This is a genomic window from Streptomyces sp. NEAU-YJ-81 (genome assembly GCF_017592595.1).
GTDB lineage: Bacteria > Actinomycetota > Actinomycetes > Streptomycetales > Streptomycetaceae > Streptomyces > Streptomyces hygroscopicus_B.
This window is the reverse complement of sequence record NZ_JAGFNO010000060.1, coordinates 1-18362: the sequence shown is the minus strand read 5'-3', so window position 1 is coordinate 18362 and position 18362 is coordinate 1. Positions and strand designations below refer to the sequence as shown.

General features: G+C 67.5%; 12 protein-coding genes and 6 pseudogenes. 8 read left to right on the top strand and 10 right to left on the bottom strand.

Annotation, left to right across the window (positions count from 1 at the left end; translation table 11 throughout):
• Positions 1-61: 61 nt before the first annotated feature.
• The 5 genes from J5X86_RS48315 (at position 62) to J5X86_RS48295 (ending at position 5793) form a co-directional block, all read left to right on the top strand.
• Positions 62-1072 carry a LacI family DNA-binding transcriptional regulator gene (locus J5X86_RS48315; RefSeq protein ID WP_208522955.1) on the top strand — a complete coding sequence of 337 codons (1011 nt, stop codon included), beginning with the start codon at positions 62-64 and terminating at the stop codon, positions 1070-1072.
• A 101-nt stretch (positions 1073-1173) separates the two neighbouring features.
• On the top strand, positions 1174-2532 hold the full coding sequence (locus J5X86_RS48310) for an ADP-ribosylglycohydrolase family protein (RefSeq protein ID WP_308124968.1): 1359 nt from the start codon (positions 1174-1176) through the stop codon (positions 2530-2532).
• A gap of 62 nt (positions 2533-2594) precedes the next feature.
• Positions 2595-3956, top strand: coding sequence for an ABC transporter substrate-binding protein (locus J5X86_RS48305; protein WP_208522954.1), 1362 nt, complete (start codon positions 2595-2597; stop codon positions 3954-3956).
• A complete protein-coding gene (locus J5X86_RS48300; RefSeq protein ID WP_208522953.1) occupies positions 3953-4891 on the top strand; it encodes a carbohydrate ABC transporter permease in 939 nt (312 codons plus the stop codon). The genes J5X86_RS48305 and J5X86_RS48300 overlap by 4 nt, the downstream gene beginning before the upstream one ends.
• Positions 4888-5793, top strand: coding sequence for a carbohydrate ABC transporter permease (locus tag J5X86_RS48295; protein ID WP_208522952.1), 906 nt, complete (start codon positions 4888-4890; stop codon positions 5791-5793). Before J5X86_RS48300 ends, J5X86_RS48295 begins: the two co-directional genes overlap by 4 nt.
• Positions 5794-5930: 137 nt before the next feature.
• Here the strand turns inward: J5X86_RS48295 and J5X86_RS48290 are convergent.
• Positions 5931-6864 (bottom strand): annotated as a pseudogene (locus tag J5X86_RS48290) (integrase); the annotation flags it as partial.
• Between the two features lie 252 nt (positions 6865-7116).
• The gene (locus J5X86_RS48285; RefSeq protein WP_208522951.1) at positions 7117-7311 is read right to left on the bottom strand and encodes a hypothetical protein; all 195 of its coding nucleotides are present in this window, start codon (positions 7309-7311) and stop codon (positions 7117-7119) included.
• A gap of 431 nt (positions 7312-7742) precedes the next feature.
• Here J5X86_RS48285 and J5X86_RS48280 point away from each other — a divergent pair, with 431 nt between their 5' ends.
• Positions 7743-9344, top strand: coding sequence for an ISL3 family transposase (locus J5X86_RS48280; RefSeq protein ID WP_208522950.1), 1602 nt, complete (start codon positions 7743-7745; stop codon positions 9342-9344).
• Between the two features lie 178 nt (positions 9345-9522).
• On the opposite strand, the gene J5X86_RS48275 is transcribed toward J5X86_RS48280, so the two are convergent.
• The 4 genes and pseudogenes from J5X86_RS48275 to J5X86_RS51680 all read right to left on the bottom strand — a co-directional run.
• The gene (locus tag J5X86_RS48275; protein WP_208522949.1) at positions 9523-11001 is read right to left on the bottom strand and encodes an MFS transporter; all 1479 of its coding nucleotides are present in this window, start codon (positions 10999-11001) and stop codon (positions 9523-9525) included.
• Positions 11002-11220: 219 nt separating this feature from the next.
• Positions 11221-11985: pseudogene (locus tag J5X86_RS48270) on the bottom strand (transposase family protein).
• Between the two features lie 299 nt (positions 11986-12284).
• On the bottom strand, positions 12285-12620 hold the full coding sequence (locus tag J5X86_RS48265; protein WP_208522948.1) for a helix-turn-helix transcriptional regulator: 336 nt from the start codon (positions 12618-12620) through the stop codon (positions 12285-12287).
• Positions 12621-12672: 52 nt separating this feature from the next.
• Positions 12673-13311: pseudogene (locus tag J5X86_RS51680) on the bottom strand (carboxyl transferase domain-containing protein); the annotation flags it as partial.
• Between the two features lie 17 nt (positions 13312-13328).
• On the opposite strand from J5X86_RS51680, the gene J5X86_RS53155 reads away from it, so the two are divergent.
• Positions 13329-13697, top strand: coding sequence for a LysR family transcriptional regulator substrate-binding protein (locus J5X86_RS53155; RefSeq protein ID WP_208522947.1), 369 nt, complete (start codon positions 13329-13331; stop codon positions 13695-13697).
• A gap of 229 nt (positions 13698-13926) precedes the next feature.
• Here the strand turns inward: J5X86_RS53155 and J5X86_RS48255 are convergent.
• Positions 13927-14031 (bottom strand): annotated as a pseudogene (locus J5X86_RS48255) (IS5/IS1182 family transposase); the annotation flags it as partial.
• Between the two features lie 352 nt (positions 14032-14383).
• Between J5X86_RS48255 and J5X86_RS48250 the strand changes: the two are divergent.
• Positions 14384-15295: a LysR substrate-binding domain-containing protein gene (locus J5X86_RS48250; RefSeq protein ID WP_208522946.1), complete on the top strand. Its 912-nt coding sequence runs from the start codon at positions 14384-14386 to the stop codon at positions 15293-15295.
• Between the two features lie 293 nt (positions 15296-15588).
• On the opposite strand, the gene J5X86_RS48245 is transcribed toward J5X86_RS48250, so the two are convergent.
• The 3 genes and pseudogenes from J5X86_RS48245 to J5X86_RS48235 all read right to left on the bottom strand — a co-directional run.
• Complete coding sequence (locus J5X86_RS48245) at positions 15589-16665, bottom strand: YeiH family protein (RefSeq protein WP_208522945.1); 1077 nt, start codon at positions 16663-16665, stop codon at positions 15589-15591.
• Between the two features lie 388 nt (positions 16666-17053).
• Positions 17054-17486: pseudogene (locus J5X86_RS51675) on the bottom strand (helicase); the annotation flags it as partial.
• A gap of 660 nt (positions 17487-18146) precedes the next feature.
• Positions 18147-18362 (bottom strand): annotated as a pseudogene (locus J5X86_RS48235) (hypothetical protein); the annotation flags it as partial.

Below are 18362 nucleotides of genomic sequence, written 5' to 3'. Positions count from 1 at the left end.
GACCGTAAGCCGAACCGGACGCAAAACGTTTTGTATCCGCCGGGTTCGAACGGATGACGCGATGACGCGCAGGAACGACCGCCCCAGCATCGAGAGCGTGGCCGCCGCCGCCGGGGTCAGCCCCACCACGGTGTCGCACGCTCTCAGCGGCAAGCGCGCCGTCTCCGCCGCCACCCGCAAGCGCGTCATGGAGGCCGTCGAACAGCAGAACTACCGACCCAACATGGTCGCGAGGGGGCTGCGCAGCCGACGGACCCAGTCGGTGGCGCTGTTGCTCGTCGACATCGCGAACCCGTATTACCCCGCCGTGGCCCGCGCGATCCACGACGTCCTGGCGGGGGAGGGGTACGTCTCCTTCATCGGCAACACCGACGGCGACGCCGCCACGGAGCGCAGGCTCCTGGAGGAGATGGTGGCCCGCGGGGTCGACGGGGTGGTCATGCAGCCCATGGCGCTCTCCGCCGCCCAGGTGCGCGAGGTCGTCGGCCCGGCCATGCCGCTCGTCATCACCACCGACGAGTACGGCGACATCCCGGCGGACTCCGTGCTGACCGACGACACCCGCGGCCTCGGCGAGGCCGTCGACCACCTGGTGCGCGAGGGGATACGCGAACTCGGCTTTATCGACGGGTCGCCGGGCACCTCCACCGACGCCTTCCGGCTGGAGGCGTTCCGGGCCGCCGTCGCCGCCGCGGGCATCGAGGTGCCCGACCGGTGGATCGAGCACTCCCCCTTCGGCCGCGAGGGCGGAGCCGCGGCGACGGCCCGCCTGCTGGCCGGCCTCGACCGGCCGCGTGCCGTGCTCTGCGCCAACGACCTCATCGCGATCGGCGCCGTGCAGGCAGCTCACGCGGCCGGCCTGCGGGTGCCCGAGGACGTCGCGATCGTCGGATTCGACGACATCGAGACCGCCGCTCTCGTCTCGCCGCAGCTGACCACCGTCGTCAACCCCGCGGCGGCCGTCGGTGTCGCCTGCGCACGCACCATCCTGTGGCGTGTGGAGAACGGCCCGGACGTGCCCTGCAAACGGACCGTCCTGCCGACCCGACTGGTCGTCAGACAGTCAGCCTGATCTCTTTTCATCCCCTGCCCTGTGAGCCGGCCCGGATTCGCACCGCACCGTCTCCACCGGATGCAAAACGATTTGCACACAGAGAAACGGACGCATAACCCATGACACAGACTCCGGGCGGCACCTCGGTGGAGCTCGACGAGGCATACCGGCACACCGCCACCGACGCGTGCCGGCCGAAGGATCTCCTCGCCGACGAGGTCGCCCAGCGCCGCGAGACCTGGTACGACGTCGACGACGTGGTGCGCGCGGCCAACGTCACCGATCCGGAGGACCGCGACGCCTTGCTCGCGCTGGTCGACGGCATGCGCGACAGCACCCGCTTGCCCGGCTGGACCTACGAGGAGCCCGAGTCGCTCGACGACATCCGGGCCTCCGTGTCGCCCGCGCAGGCCGTCGCCCACGACAAGGACCGCTACCACGACCAGGTGCACGCGGCCTGGCTCGGCCGCGTCGCCGGCTGCAACCTCGGCAAGCCCGTCGAGGACGGCGACCACTGGACCGTGGAGCGCATACGCGACTACCTCAAGCTCACCGATTCCTATCCGCTCACCGACTACGTCGCCGCCCTCGACCCTCAGCCGGAGGGCTTCGCGCTCCGCGAGTGCTGGCCGGAGACCACGCGCGGGAACATCGACGGCTCGGCGCGCGACGACGACATCGACTACACGATCCTCGGCCTGCATCTGCTGGAGACCCACGGCCGCGGGCTGCGCCCGGAGCACGTGGGCACGGCCTGGACCGAACTGTTCCCGCTGCGGCAGATCTTCACCGCCGAGCGCGCGGCCTACCTCAACCTGATCAACGGGCTGCGGGTTCCGCAGGTGGCCCGCTTCCGCAACCCCTACCGCGAGTGGATCGGCGCCCAGATCCGTGCCGACGTCTTCGGCTACGTCAACCCGGGCAACCCCGCGGCCGCCGCCGCGCTGGCCTACCAGGACGCCGTGCTCTCCCACACGGCCAACGGCGTCTACGGCGAGATGTGGGCCGCCGCCCTGGTTGCGAGCGCCTTCACCGCGTCGGACGCGGCCGAGGCCGTGGACGCCTCGCTCACCGTGGTGCCGCCCCGCTCCCGCCTGCACGAGGCCCTCAGCCATGTCATCCGGCTCCGCTCCGAGGGCCTGACCTGGGACGCCGCGCTCGCCGAGATCCACGTGGCCTACGGCCAGTACTCGTGGATCCACACCGTCAACAACGCGGCCGCCGTCACCGCGGCCCTGCTGTGGTGCGAGGGCGACTACACGAGCGCCGTCGGCAAAGTCGTCATGAGCGGCTGGGACACCGACTCCAACGGTGCCACGGTCGGCTCGGTCGTGGGCATCCTCACCGGCACGGCGGGGCTCCCGAAACACCTGATCGAGCCCCTGCACGACCGGACCCGTTCGGCGCTGTTCGGGTTCGACAACTCCGTCATCTCCGATCTGGCCGCGCGCACCGTGCGCTTCGCCCCGACACGCTGACGGGCCGCGGCCCGCCCCGGTGCGGGCCGCTCCAGCAAACCCCTCTATCAACGGAGATGAGGATGGCCACGATCTCACGTCGCCAACTCCTGGGCGCCGGCGGAGCCCTGGGGGTGATGGCGTTGCTGAGCGCGTGCGGGTCGACAGATCCGCGTGGCTCCGACGATGTCATCACGGTCTGGAACAACCTCGCGGACGCGCAGCAGAACGACTATTTCCGGAAGCACTTCGCCGAGGGCTACCGGGGCAAGTACCCCGTGCGGTTCAGCCCCAAGGCCGACAGCACGATCGACCGCCTGATCCAGACGGCGCTGGCCGCCGGCTCGGGACCGTCGGTCATCGTCACACCCGGGCCGTCGAGTTTCGTCTCCTCGTACTGGTCCGCCGGCTATCTCGCCGACCTGGGGTCATACGTGCGGCACTACGGCTGGACGGACAGGTTCGCGCCCTGGGCGCTGAGTGCCTCCCAGGTCGACGGCAAGCTCGTCACGCTGCCCGCCTCGTACGAGACCATGGTCTTCTACTGGAACCCGGCCACGCTCCACAAGCTCGGCCTCGCCCCGCCGAAGACGCTGGAGGAGTTCGAGGACTTCTGCTCCGAGGCCAAGGGCAAGGGGCACGTCCCGCTGTCCGCGGGCAATGCCGACTACAAGGGCGCCAACGAGTGGTTCGTCGGCCTCGGACTGAACCATGGCGCGGGCCCCGAAGCGGTGTACTCGGCCTTGCGTGGCGAGACCAAGTGGACCGACCCCGTCTTCGTGGACGCGATCGACCGGCTGGCCTCGTACTTTAAAAAGGGGTGGTTCGGAGGTGGCGTCGACCTCTACTTCACGAACAACTTCCCCACCATCTACCAGCAGCTCGCCTCGGGCAAGGCGGCCGGGATGCTCTCCGGTACCTGGGACTTCTCGAACCTGGGCAGCTACTTCGGGAAGGCGGCGGGTAACGACGCCACGTGGGACTGGACGACCGTGCCGTCGCTCGGCAAGGGCGTTCCGCAGATCGTCTGGGATCTGGCGATCGGGCAATCCGTCGGGATCAACACGAACTTCAGGGACACCGCGGCCGCCGCCGACTACCTCAACTTCCTCACCACCGACATGAAGACGATCATCGCCGGCGTCGAGCGGATGAACTTCGAGCCACCGCCCATCCACATCTCGGCGGGTGACTTCTCCGCCAAGGCGGACCCGCGGATCGTCCGGCTGTACTCGCAGCTGTCGGCCGCGAAGTCCATCGGCTACACCACTTGGACGTTCTTCCCCCAGCAGACCGAGACCTACATGATCGACTACTTCGAGAACGTCATCACCGGCCGGCTGAGCGCGAAGGCGTACTGCGCGGGCATCGAGTCCCGCTTCTCCAGGGAGAGAGCCGAAGGCCGTGTGCCGGCGGCCCCGAAGCCGGGTGGAGGACTGTCATGACGATCCCCGAATCCACGGCCGTGGCGGGAGGCGGGCCGGACGTGTCCCGGATTCCGGTTCCGCACCGTCCCGGCGTTCTCGCCCGGCTGCGCGACCGCAAGGTCTCCGGCTGGCTGTTCCTGCTGCCGCTGATCGCCTTCAACCTGTTCGTTGTCCTCGTCCCGAGCGCCTTCTCCGTCTGGTACTCGTTCACCGACTGGACCGGCATCAGCTCCAAGGCGAAGTTCATCGGCCTGGAGAACTACCGGAACCTGTTCCGGGACCCCGAGTTCGTACAGGGGCTGGAGCACAACGTCCTGTGGACGGTCTTCTTCCTGATCGTGCCGATGGCCATGGGTCTGTTCGGGGCCTATGCCCTGTCCCGGATCCGCCGCTTCCGGCTGCTGTTCCGCACCCTGTACTTCATCCCGTACATCGTCGCGAGCGTCGTGAACGCGTCCATCTGGCGCAGCATCCTCGACCCGCAGAACGGCCTGGGGAACCTGCTGCACATCAATCCGCTCGGTGATCAGCATCTGGCCCTGTGGTCGGTGGAGTTCGTCAACAACTGGGCCTGGTGGGGTTTCCTGGTCGTGGTGTTCCTGGCCGCGATGCAGGGCGTGAACCCGAGCCTGTACGAGGCGGCCACCATGGACGGCGCCGGTGCGACCCGGCAGTTCTTCGCGGTGACCCTGCCCGCCATCCGGCCGACCTTCGCCTTCCTCGGCCTGATGACGATCATCTGGTCGTTCCTCGCCTTCGACTACGTCTACATCCTCACCCAGGGAGGGCCGGCCGGCTCGACCGACCTGCTGTCGACCGTCGCCTACCGCAACGCCTTCTCCAACCTCCAGGGCGGCTATGCCTCCGCCACGGGCATCGTCATGGCGCTCATCAGCGGCGTGGTGGTCACCGTCTACCTCGTGATCCGCAAGACCAGGGAGTGGGAGACATGAGCGTCGCCGTATCACCGGACACGTCGGCCCGCAGAGCACAGGGTGGCGGCACGGCTCCGGCCGGAGGCCGGCGCCGCGGGTTCCCGATCGGGCGTACCGCTGTGTACGTCGCGCTGACGGCGTTGGCCATCTTCTCCCTCGGCCCGATCGTGCTGTTCTTCTTCAACGCGCTCAAGACGAACAGCGAATACGCGGCCGACTCCCTCGGACTGCCGACGAGCTGGACATGGAGCAACTTCACCTCGGCGTGGTCCCAGGCCAACATGGGTGCGGGCCTGTGGAACTCGCTGCTGATCGTCCTCGGCACCGTGATGATCACGTGCGTGGTCGCGAGCCTCGCCGCCTATGCCCTGGCGCGGCTCAAGGTGCGCGGGGCCTCGGCGTTCATGACCTATCTGCTCATCTCCAGCGCGCTGCCCTCCCAGATGTTCCTCGTCCCGCTGTTCTACATGTGGGCACGAGTCGGCCTCTACGACACCCGGATCGGGCTGATCCTCATCTACTGCGGGCTGTTCTCCCCGTTCGGCACCCTGCTCCTGCGCTCGTTCCTGCTGGGAATCCCGCGCGAGATGGAGGAGGCCGCCCGGGTGGACGGGGCCGGTGAACTGCGGGTCTTCCTCCAGGTCGTCCTGCCGAACGCTCTTCCGGGAATCCTTACGGTGGCACTGACCACCGGACTGTCGGCCTACAACGAGTTCCTGTTCGCGGTGACGATGATCCAGTCGGATTCCAAGATGCCGCTGTCGACGACCTTCTTCACCTTTCAGCAGGGCTTCACCCAGAACTTCACGCTCATCAGCGCGGCCGGATTCATCATGATCGCGCCGATGCTCATTCTCTTTCTCCTGCTGCAGCGCAGGTTCATCAACGGCCTCGCCAACTCCGGGATGGGAGGCGTATGACCTGAGATTGGGCGGCGCGAGCAGCCCCACACCCCACCTGTCGCACAGGACGGAGCCGTCGCCGGGCCTGGTGCGGAACGGTGCTCTCACGTTGCCCTTGCCGAGAATGTCATCCGTGCAGGTCATGCGGTATGTCGGTACTCGCGCAGGACGTGGAGCAAGTGTCGGTGGTTCCAGATCAGGGTGCGGTCCAGGAGTTCCCGTCTGCAGGTCTGCACCCACCGTTCCATGAGCGAGTTCATTCTCGGCATCCGAACACCGCTGAGCACGACCTCGACCCCCGCATCCGCCAGAAAGACATCGAACAGGTCGGGGAACTGCCCGTCCCTGTCCCTGATCATGTAACGCGCTCGGCAGCCTGCGTCCTCAAGATCCATGGCGAGGTTCTTCGCGGCCTGTGCCACCCACGCAGAGGTCGGGTGCCCGGTGGCACCGAGGATCCGGATCCGTCGGCTTGCGTGCTCGATGACAGCGAAGACGTGCATTCGTGCCCCGGACAGGGTGACCGTTTCGAAGAAGTCGCAGGCCAGCAGGGCGTCGGCCTGGGAGCGTAGGAAGTCCGCCCAGGTGCTGGAGGCCCGCTCGGGTGCTGGATCGATGCCGGCCTCCTGCAAGATCTCCCAGACGGTGGAAGCGGCCACCTGCACGCCCAGGACAAGCAGTTCGCCGTGCAGACGGCGATATCCCCAGCCGGGATTGTCCCGCGCCAGGCGCAGCACCAGGGTCCGCACGGAGTGCACGGTCCGAGGCCGTCCCGAGCGCTTGGGCCGGGAGGCGGCAGCGTGGCGGCGTGCGAGAAGGTCGCGGTGCCAGCGCAGCACTGTGTCCGGACGCATCAGCAGCCGCACTCCGCGGAGCACGTCCATGGGGAGCCGGTGCAGCAGCGCCGCCAGAAAGGCCCGGTCGCTCGGGGTGAACCCGCACCCGCTCCTTGCCGAGTTGGCGGTCCAGCACCACGATCTGGTGGCGCAAGGCGAATATTTCGACAGTTTTCTCTCGATCACCCATTGGTAGCAGGCGCAGCATGGCGAACGCATTCGTCACGCCCAGGCAGGCCAGTCGCAGCAGCACGGTCGATCATCTTGCCGCGGTGAACGCCAACCTCGCGAGAGCGCCCGTTCGGGCGACTTCGCCGGTCGACCTCAGGTACACCGCGCGCACCGCCTCCCACCAGGGTGGACGATATTTTCGGCAAGCGCAGGGCCGATACTCCCGCCTGATGCGGGGAAATTACCCGGGGGCCGCGAGGCTGCACCTGGTGGACGGGGTCGCGCTGCTACGGCCGGAGGAACAGGTCACGGCGATGCTGACCGGGTTCGCCAATCAGCAGTTGGCCGCGCAGACCGGAAGCACCTGGACCCAGTACACCTCGCCGAGCATGTCTTCCGCCTTCTCGACGAAGGCACTGGACGCCTCCAACTTGACGGTTCCCAGACGCGACTCAGCCTGTTCGAAGCTCATCTCGGCCAGTAGTGCCTGCCCCTCGGCCGGGTAGCCTCGGCTGACCCTGTCAAGCACTGAATCGAAAGTGCGCCACTGAGCTTCACACTCGTATATGAACGCGCTGCACGCCTCTCGACGTACCTGTCGCAACCATTGATCGTGTGTCGTGCGCCCTGCTAAGCGGGCAGCTGCTACCGCTCCACCAGCACCGATAGCTGCGCCAACGACGCCTGCTGCTGCCGCGACAATGCCAAGCAAGGTTTCACTTTGCAGGGCCATCTCCTGATCTGCGGGAGTACAGAGCTACGGCCTCATCCTGCCAGCTGAGGCAAGAACAGCTTCCCAACTCAGCAGCCACGATGACAAGGGCAGCCAGCAGTACGTCCTAAGCCCCCTTCGAACGGTGGCTGGCTTTGTTCACGAGAACCGGTTCTGGCTCAACTTATGGGCTCTGTCGCTGATTTGGGGGTGGCCGTCGTCGTTCGGCGGGTGGGAATCACCTGGGTGTGGACGAAGCGGTGCGCGTGGCTGACCTCCTCTTCCCGGGTGTGGATGTGGAGGTCGAGCAGCTGGTAGTCACGGATGTCGAGGTCTGTGTCGCCTTACGGTCGCGGGCCGCGTCGGCGGCCTGTCCCGAGTGCGGGCAGAGATCACCATGGGTGCACTGTTACTACGAGCGGTGCCTGGCCGACCGTCCCGTCGCCGGCCGGCACGTGCGGATCGAGCTGCGGGCACGGCGCCTTGTCTGTGAGAACACTTTCTGTTCCCATCGGACGTTCGCCGAGCGGATACCGGGCCTGACTCGCCGCCACACCCGCCGGACGCAGTCCCTCACCGCCCTGCTCACCGACGTGGCACTGTTCCTGGGCGGCCGTCCGGGAACCCGCCTCTCCAAGCGAATGTCCATCTCGACCTGCAAGGACACTCTGCTCCGGCTGATCCGCGCACTACCTGACCCGGAGCCGGGCCCCGTCCCGGTCCTCGGCGTCGACGAGTTCGCCCTGCGCCGCCGCAGGACCTACGCGTCGATCCTGATCAACATGGCCACCCATCGTCCCGTTGACGTTCTGGCCGACCGGACCGCCGAAACCTTCGCGACCTGGCTGCGCGGTCATCCCGAGGTGCGGGTCATCTGCCGCGACAGAGCCGGGTCCTTCCGTGACGGGGCCAGTTCAGGAGCCCCTCAAGCCAGGCAGGTGGCCGACATCTGGCATCTGATGCACAACCTCGCCGAGGCAGTCGAGCGCATCATGAGTCGGCACCGTGCGGAACTGTGCGAGCCTCTCGCGGTTCCATTCGATACACCGTCCGCCGCAGAGCCTGCCCAACATGAACTCGACATCCACGGGCGGCCCCGTCCGCTGGTGTCCCGGACCCGCGAGCGGTATCAGCAGATTCACGAACGCATCAAACGGGGCGACAGCATGCGTGCCATCGCCCGCGAACTCGGTCTCAGCCGAGGCACCGTGGCCCGGTTCGCGCGGGCTACCGACATCGAAGAACTCCTCGTTGCGGCCACCCACCGCCCCAGCCTGATCGACGACTACCGTCTCTACCTGCACCATCGCTGGCTGGAGGGCTGCACCAACGCTGCCGCCCTGACTCGCGAGATCCAGCAACTGGGCTACCGCGGTGACGTCAATACCGTCCGCCGTCACCTCCGGCCCTATCGCACCGGGGCGATCCTGACGAAAGCCCCGCTGCCCCTGCTGACCGTCCGGCGCGTCACCGACTGGATCATGCGTCGTCCCGAGCATCTCACGGACACCGAACGCAAGCTCCTGACCGACTTGTGCGAGCGCTGTCCCGCCCTGGCCTCGACCACCGCGTACGGCCGCCGCCTGGCCGCGCTCCTACGTGACCGCCGCAACGAGCACCTTGCCTTCGAATTCTGGCTTGCCGATGTCCGGCTCGACGCACCACGCGAACTGCGGACCCTCGGCCGTGGCATGCGCCGTGACCAGGCCGCCATTCTCTCAGCTCTGAACATGACCCACACCTCAGGGGCTGTAGAAGGCAATGTCACAAGAATCAAACTACTGAAGAGACAGATGTACGGCCGGGCCAATTTCGACCTCTTGCGGCGACGCATACTCCTCTCGCCCTGACCAACCAGCGGACCCCCAAATCAGCGACAGAGCCCAGAAGTTGTGCCAGAGCCCGAGAAGGGGAGTCGATTGTCAACGACTTCGGGAGTCACTTCCCCAGCCTTATTCATGTTCACTCTCGACGAGTTCGGGGGTCACTGTGGCGCTCGAACGTTCGGTACGACCGATGCCGATTCTCCTACGTCCTGGTTTCTCGCGCGGCGCGGGTCGTGGTCAGCGGTGCGGTGATGCACGCGGCAGCGAGGAGGATGCCGAAGGCGACTGTCAGGGCAGTGGTGTAGCCATGGACGGATGCCGCACTCGGCGCGGCGTGATGTGCTGACGCAAGGTATGAAGCCGTGGCGTCGGCCGCGATGGTGTTGAGCAGTGCTGTGCCGAGTGCGGCTCCGAGTTGCTGGGAGGCGTTGTAGGCGGCCGATGCGGCTCCGATGTCATGCCTGTGTATGTCCGCGGTGGCCAGGCTGGCGGTCGGGGGCATGACGCAGCCGAGACCGAGCCCGGTGAGTACCAAGGCGGGCGCCAGGTACAGCGGCAGGACGTGTGTGCTTTGCGGTGTCAAGCGGGTCAGGATGAGCATCCCGGCCGCCGCGGCGAACAGACCCGGCAGGATCAGCATCGCAGGCGCGACCCGTCCGTGCAGTTTCCCGGCGATGAGTGTGGAGCCGAGCAAGGCGGCCAGGGCGTTGATGATCAGCGTCAGGCCTGCCTGGACCGGTGAGTAGCCGAGGACGGTCTGTGTGTAGTAGCTCAAGAACAGGTAGAAGCCGAACATCGCAACGAACATCAGGGTGATCGAGATGAGTGCACCGGCACGGAGACGGTGCATGAGTACGCGCGTCGGCAGCAGCGGACGGGGGGCGCGCACCTCGACGACGGCGAAAGCGGCCAGCAGCAGGACACCGCCGGCCAGCAGTGCGAGCACCTTCGGTGAACCCAAGCCGAGCGGTTCGGCTTCGTTGAAGGCATAGACCACAGTGCCGAAGCCCGCGGCGCTGAGCAGTGCGCCCGCACAGTCGAGCCTTCCGTGGCTGGGGGTGGGGCGGTCTGGTGGCACCAATGTCGTGCCGAGCGCGGCGAGCACTGCGACAGGGACGTTGATGAACAGGCACCACCGCCAGCTGGCGTACTCGGTTAAAAGCCCCCCTGCGACCAGGCCCAGGGCGGATCCAGTGGCGCCGACTGCAGCGAACACACCAAACGCCCGACCGCGTTCGTGCGGCTCGGTGAACGTCGTACTCAACAATGACAACCCGGCGGCGAAAACACCTTGCAGGGCCCGGGCCCCGAAGAGCATCTCAGGGTTCACGGCAGCCCCGCCCAGCGCGGACGAGGCGGCGAAGCCGACCAGGCCGATGAGAAACATGCGCCGATGGCCGAGTGCGCTGCTGACTCTGCCGCCGATCAGCAGCAGTCCGCCGAAGGCCAGGGCATACGCGGTGATCGCCCATTGCCGACTCGCGTCGGACATGCCGAGCGCGGTCTGCGCGGAGGGCAGCGAGACATTCACGATCGTCCCGTCCAAGACCACGAGGAGCTGGGCCGCGCTCACCGCCAGCAGCGTCCCCCACCGCCGCTGCGCAGAGGCAGTTCCTCCTCTTTTTTCGCAAGTCTCGAAGGCAGGCTCCGCCCTGGGCGGCTCGATGTTTCGGGCATTCATGACTTCAAGTGTTTCGTTGAACTGATCCCGGAGACTTTTCCTCAACTTCTGGTCGCCAGACTAGGGCCGATGAGCGGATAACCTTCAAGCCGCGGTTGAACCTTGGCGGGCGCCTCCCCAGCTCGTGAACACCGCCCATCCGTGAATCCGGGTGCCTCCCCAACCCGTGAACAACCGCTGTCATGAGTCGGGTTCTGGCTCAGTGAGCCTTTTCCAACCTCAGTTTGAGCATGTCAGATGCAGCGTGAGGACGGCCTGGACGAGGCTGGTGATATGGCTGGTAGAGCATCGCAGTTTGCGCATGAGCCGCCAGGTTTTGAGGGTGGCCATGGCCTGTTCGACGAGTGCACGGATCTTCGCGTGTGAGCAGTTGACGGCCCGCTGACCAGGGGAGAGAGTCTCCCAGCGCCCCCAGTAGGGAACTCGCACGGTGCCGGCGGCGCCCCGGTAGCCCTTGTCGGCCCAGCATTCCACCCCGGCCCCGCCAGGGCACCGATGATGCCGTGGGTTCGCGCGGCCTTGATGTCGTGGACGGATCCCGGCAGCGCGGGCGAGGCCCACAGCAACCGTCCCGCCGGGTCGGCGATCACCTGCATGTTCATGCCGTGCTTATGTTTCCCGGAGTAGAAGGGCCGGTCGGCGGCGATCCGGTCGATCGGCAGCAACGTGCCGTCCAGGATCACGAACGCCTTGCCGGAGGCTGTTCTCACCGCCTCGGTGAGGGTTGGAGCCAGAGCGGCCAGGATGTCGACGGCCTCGGCGATGTACCGGTCGGTAGGCGGTGGTGGTGCCCACACCGAATCCGGCGGCGAGCTGGGCGTAGGTATGGCCGCATCGTAGATGAGCCAGCACGAGCAGCGCCTGCCGTCCGGCGGCCAGCCGGCGCCATCGTGTCCCTTGCGCAAGACGACGTGAGGTCAACTCACGGGCGAGGAAGCGCAGAGCGGAGGTGGACAGATCGGCCTCGGCTGGATAGATAAGCATGCGAAAGCTCCTGGCAGGACGGCTTGGACTCGACACGCACCCGTCTGCCAGGAGCTTCTCTACGCCCGGACCTCGCCCTCACCCCAGTGGCCCCGCTCCGCAGGCAGGTTGAGGAAACCTCAGTGGGTGTTGGCGTGAGGGAGCGCGCACAGAAGTGCTCGGCGCCGATCACGAGCGCGGGACGGTGGTCGAAGCGACACCGATCCCATTGGTACCCGCATCGTGCTCGGATACCTGCGAGCTGGGCGCGAGCTGGTTCCGGGCCGACTCGGACTCCCCTCCGGTGTGCTCAGATGTGCTCAGCGAGGAGCGGTACCGCCCGGGGGCTCTGCTCCCAGGAGCGCGAGCAGCCCGGGGAACCTCTTCTCGATGTGCGCGCGTCGTAGTCGGATGCCTTTGCGGTTGCCGTAGTCGATCTCGTCAATGAGACCTGCCTCGCGCAGGACCCGGAAGTGGTGGGTCTGGGTCTGCTTCGAGATCGGAAGATCGAACGAGTTGCAGCCCCGCTCGCTGTCGCTGAGGTCGGCGGCCAACTCCGTCATCACCGAACGACGGTGCTCGTCGGCGAGGGCGCGAAACACCGCACCCAGATCGAGCGCATCGGCCTCCGGGCCGACCAGGTTCATCCCGGCCACGCGGCACCCCCTTCAGGTACGACTTGAATCGTACCTGAAGTATGTGCTCCACACGGTCCACCGGATCGGCGCAGGGCGTCACCGGAGGAAGCTCATGGACGCTCGAGGGCAGGTAGGACAAGAAGCGGACGACTTGTTCGAGTGCCTCGAATTCGTCGGCGGCCTCGTTGTCGACGACACCCGATCCGCGCGCATGCACACCCGAGCCGCCGAGTTCGGCATTGGTGACGTCTTCACCCACGGCCTTCTTCACGACCGCGGGTCCACCGGCGAAGAGGTAGGAACCCTCGGCGGTCATGATCGACAGGTGGCTCGCGCACACCCTTACCGCGCCGAGGCCGGCGGCGGCGCCGAGCGCGACGCCGACGACGGGGACGGTGCCCAACAACTCCGTCATCGGCCAGTGCGGGTATCCGGGAATCTTGGTGGCAGACATCTGCTCAAGGAGGTTGACGCTGCCGCCGGCGGTCTCGACCAGCCGGATCACGGGCCAACGATAGGTCAGCGCCAAGCGCTCGACGTACTGCCACTTCTCGGGGTTGGTCGCCTCGGACGACCCCCCGCGCACGGTGAAGTCCTCGGCCACGAGGATCACGTCACGGCCATCGACCTTCGCTTGCCCGCAGACAACATTCGACGGTTCGACCGAGATGAGCTGCCCGCGTTCGTCGTAGCGGGCGGAGCCGGTCATCATGCCGATCTCGCGCCATGGGCGAGTCCTGGGTGGTCCCCGCGCGCGGCTACGCACTGCGGGAACTGGTGGACTCCACATTCATGCCAACAGCACAGAACATCGTCTACGAGACGACCAACCCGCACACGAGCCTGCTTATGGTCGCCGCCCGAGTGGGCATCGCCATGCTGCCGCGACATGCGCTCCGTGACCACTGCGCCGGCGAGGTCGCGACTCCCGCAACGGACTGGGACCCACCCCAGCTGACTGTACGCATGATCGGGCGCAGGGACACTCAACCGGCGCCCGCGGTGCGAAAGCTCATCCAGGCACTGCGCGAGGTCAGTTCGGAGTGGTCGCGCAACTACCGGCGAGAGCGGTCAAAGCTCCCCCCCAAACCGTAGGCGCGACTGTCGCCTGCCGTGAGCATGGGACCCTCTGAGGGTTTTTCCGTCAGGCGATGATTCCCTGACATAGCGCCAGGCCCCCGTGCCGGCCGGGCGCCGTCGTGTGTGCAGTTGGCCTTCGGCTTCGCCTCGATGGCTGCATATTCGACCCAGGCGATGTAGCCCTCGTGGTGGTCATGGAGCACGATGGGCCACTGCTCGCGCGGCAACGCGTCCGGGCCCCCCGGCGCCGGGTGGTGGGTCGACTGTCCCAGCGGTAGCGCTTGGTCGCGCGGCGAATGAGCATGCGGAGCGTGACGAGTACGGCGGCCAGGTGGAGGTAGAAGTCCACGGGCCTTGACGGCTCGGCGCCGACAATCCACGGTGGGGCTTTCGCCGCGTGCACGGCGAGCCCCGCCGCCCCGGCCACACGATCAGCACAGCCACTGTTCGCCGCATCCTGCGCGCCGCCGGGCTCGGCCCCGCGCGCTGCCCGCAGACGGCACGCAGAGAGTGGGCCGCATTCCTCAACGCCCAAGCCAGCGGGCTCCTCGCCACCGATTTCTTTCGCATCGACACCATCGGCCCGCCCTGTGGGGTGCCGAAAACATCCCGGCACCCCACAGCCGAGTGCGACGAACCGCAGCAAGCGCTTGCCGTCTGTCCGCAAGCTCGTCTCGTGGCACAGTGGTCATAGTGTTTCTATGACTTCACGCAAACTGCCGGATCTGCATGCCTTGGAACTGCTGGTCGCGGTCGCGGAGACCGGTAGCCTGACCCAGGCAGCGGCCCGATTCGAGATCAGTCAGCCATCAGCCAGCGCCCGTATGCTGACGCTGGAGCGTCGGCTCGGGGTCCAACTTCTGGTCCGTTCCACCAGTGGCTCGCGGCTGACCGCGAACGGCCTGGTGGTGACGGACTGGGCCCGGAGCGTGCTGGAGCGTGCGGTTGCCCTGGTGGAGGGAGCCGCAGCTCTGAAGTCGCGCCAGCAGGACCGCCTCAGAGTCGCGGCGAGTCTGACGGTGGCCGAGCATCTGATGCCCGGCTGGCTCATGGTTCTGCGCGAGGCGGTGCCGCAGGTGCAGGCCGGGCTGGAGGTGACGAACAGCCACCGGGTGATCGAGGGTATCCGGCATGGCGAGTTCGATCTCGGCTTCGTCGAGGGTCCGTGGGTGCCGCGGGATGTGCAGTCCACGGCGGTCGGGCGGGATCGGCTGCTCGTAGTGGTCGCACCGGACCATCCGTGGGCGCGCCGCCGCCGCCCTGTCGCCGGGGCCGAGCTGGCAGCCACACCGCTGGTTTTGCGTGAATCCGGATCTGGCACCCGCGAGACTCTGGAAGCGGCTCTCAAGGCATACGGCGGGATGGCGGTGCCCGTTCTGGAGCTCGGGGCGACCGCGCCGCTGCGCAGCGCGGCAGCGAGCGGAGCCGCGCCAGCAGTGCTGTCTGCGCTGGCCGTGCGGGAGGATCTGGTCGACCGACGGCTGGTGGTCGTACCGATCGAGGCGGATCTGCGGCTGGAGCGGGTACTGCGGGCGGTCTGGCTGCGCGGCCGGGAGCTGCCGGAGTCGGCGCTGCACCTGCTCCAGGTGGCCCGCACCAGGACCGACCGCTGAGCGATGCTCCGTGCCAGCCAGGAATCCTGAGCGGTGCAGCACACCGTGGGCCCGGGGCAGCGTCGTCACACTCTTCGGCCTGTCTGACAAACGGCCGTGGCGCCGGCTGAGGGGAGGAGGAGACTCGGCTGCCACCGGTTGTCGGTGGCCTTGTTGTCCGACCGAGGTCGGACGCGGATCTGGGGTGACCAGCGCGGGCGGCGTTTGCCGTCGGCCGCAGGGCGCCACGGCGATCGGTGCCTCCCGCCGGGGTCGTCTGCCCCTGCATCGCTCCGGCGGTGGCCGAGTCCCGCTCACAGAGAGCCGGTGGCGAACTGGAGAGCGAGGCTGGTGATGGACACGACCATCCACAGGAAGCCGCCGAGGATCAGCGGGCGGAAGCCTGCGCGGCGCAGGCCGACGAGATCGGTGGACAGGCCGATCGCGGAGAGTGCGGTGGTGATGAGGAAGACAGAGATCTCGCCGAGGGCGTGGTGGGCACGGGCCGGGATGAGGCCGGTGGTGTTGACCGCAGCGGCCAGCAGGAAGCCCACGAGGAACCAGGGCACCAGCTCGACCACCCGCGTCCGTGGCCGGGCATGGGGGGTCGTCCCGGCGGGAGCGGTGCGTGTCCGGCGGTTTGCCAGGATGGTCAGGCCCAGGCAGATGGGGATGATCATCAGGGTGCGGGTGAGTTTGACCACGACCGCGTAGTCGGCCGCGGGGGCGCCGTAGGTAGTGGCGGCGGCGACCACCGAGGACATGTCGTTGACCGCGGTCCCGGCGAACAGGCCGAAGGCGTGCTGGTGCATCCCGAGCAGGTGGCCGAGGAAGGGGAAGGCGAGCACCGCGGCGATGTTGAACAGGAAGATGGTGGACACCGCGTAGGAGACCTCGACGCCGGCCGCGCCAATGACCGGTGTGACCGCCGCGATCGCTGAGGCGCCGCAGATGCCGGTGCCCACTCCGATGAGGGTGCGCAGGTCGTCGACGATGCCGAGTCCGCGGCCGATCCAGTAGGCGGCGGCCAGGCAGACCACCAGCGTGCCGACCATGACCGGCAGCGAGCTGATCCCGACCCTGACGATCTGGACCAGTGATAGCTGCGAGCCGAGAACGACGACCGCCACCTGTAGGAGGAACCCGCTCGCGGTGCTGATGCCCGGGCGCAGCCGCGCCCCCGGCTTGAGCACCGCGGCGAGCAGGATACCGAGGACGATGCCGGTCACCGGGCCGCCGACGATGGGGAACAGCCGGCCCACCGCCGTGGCTGTCCCGGCGATGGACGACGCGAGAGCCAGTCCGGGCAGACGTGGCACCAGAGCCGACAGCTTGGACTGGGCGACGGGCACGGCCGGGGGGCGGCGGGGAGGCTCGGTTTCCTTGGTCATGTCCTTGACTCTGGCTCGTTGCCCACCGCCTCTTGTAGCCCCTCGATCACGAGGAGGCGATAGATGAAACCTATGGCCGCGGGGCCGGTGGCGGCCTGTGAGCCCCATCCGCCACCGCGGCACACAACCTCGTCCGATCTGTCTGCGGACGGCGGTGTGTGCCCTACAGTCTTGCGACCAGAGGTCAGACCTCTGGTCGTTGCGCTTGCCGGAAGTCTCATCCGCCTTCGTGGAGGATGCCGCCGAGGCGCTCGTGTCTTCGTATGTCGAGGCTGGCGATCTGGTCCGGATCGGTGATCGGCGCGGGTAGCGGGCGCAGCGGGTGGGCGTTCGCGATGCCTTGATGTGACCGATGAGTGTTGTAGAACTGCTCGAACTCCCGTAGCGCGCTCAGCCCGAGCTCGAAAATCCGTTCGCCGTACGCGCCGTTCGAGTCGGAGATCACCGACGTGATCGTCAGCTCCTTGCCGTCCTTGCCCCTCTGCGCGCGCGCCGCGGACAGGATCCGGGGCGTGGCGGTCATGCAGAGGCGGAAGTCAGCCAGGATGCGGGCGTTGTTGTGGATCGCCGCCCAGGGGCGGGCGGCGCAGCCGGCGGTCATGTGGGCTTCGTCCACCACCGCGAGGTCGAACGGCGCCATTCGCTGGCCGTGCAGCCGCTTCCCACCGGCCAGGGCGGCTTCCAGCGGGCCGCGGACCTTCGCCTGGCTGTGGGGTCCTCCGGTCATCCCGGTCCACGAGAGAGGCGTACGTAGCGAACACCACCACCGGCCCCGTCCCAGCCCACATCGTGATCAGCACCAGGGAGGGATTGAAGCCGGTAGCTCGATCCGGGGGACGAGCTGTCACCGGGGCATGAGCTGGTCCAGCTCTGCTCGCCGGGTCTCGTTCATCGATGGCGACACGCGGCGATCGCCAGGGGGACAAGTACGGCCAGGAGTCCGACCCCCACACCCACGGGGGCCGTGAGAGAGGGATGCTGGTACAGCACGTACACCGTGGCCGTGCAGACCAAGAGCACCACCACCACTGTGAGTACCACCACCGTCACCAAAAGGTGCTGCGGCGGTTCGCCCTGGGACGGCCGTGGCTGCTGGTTGGTTGTCATCTGGGTTGTCCTCCGGCTGTCTGATGCTCCCCGCGCCGCACCCGGCGTGCCGTGCGCCGGCGGGGATGGTGAATCGTCGGTCTCGGGTTGCGGATCAGGTCGTGGAGTCGTGGAGTACGTCATGTGAACCGCCTCGGAGTCCACATATTTTCCTCTGTGTGACGCGTCATCAACTGGATCGGGGCGGCTTTCTCCCGAGCGGGCGAGCGCCTGATGGGCCAGCACAAGGGCGCGAAGGGAGCGCGCACCCTCCGGGTATGGACCGGAAAGCGCTTGGTAGACCTGCTTCTGGAGGTGGATGTACGGCAGCAGGTGCTCCGTCTTGGGAAGGTCCCGCACCGACCCGGAGGGGTGGTTGAGTAGATTGCGCAGCATCAGCAGCGGTTTCCAGCGGCGGCCCAGCCGGTCCGGGACGCTGCCGAGGATGTAGAGCGACTCGTCAACTGGTCGGCGGCGAGGCCGTCTTCGCGCTCGCTGCGCTCGAGGAACATCTGGATCAGCTCCCGCGCGCGTGGATCGTCGGCCCGTCCCAGATGCGCGGCCACGATCGCGGCGAGCCGGTCCGCGTCCGGGTCGGGCAGCCGAAGCTG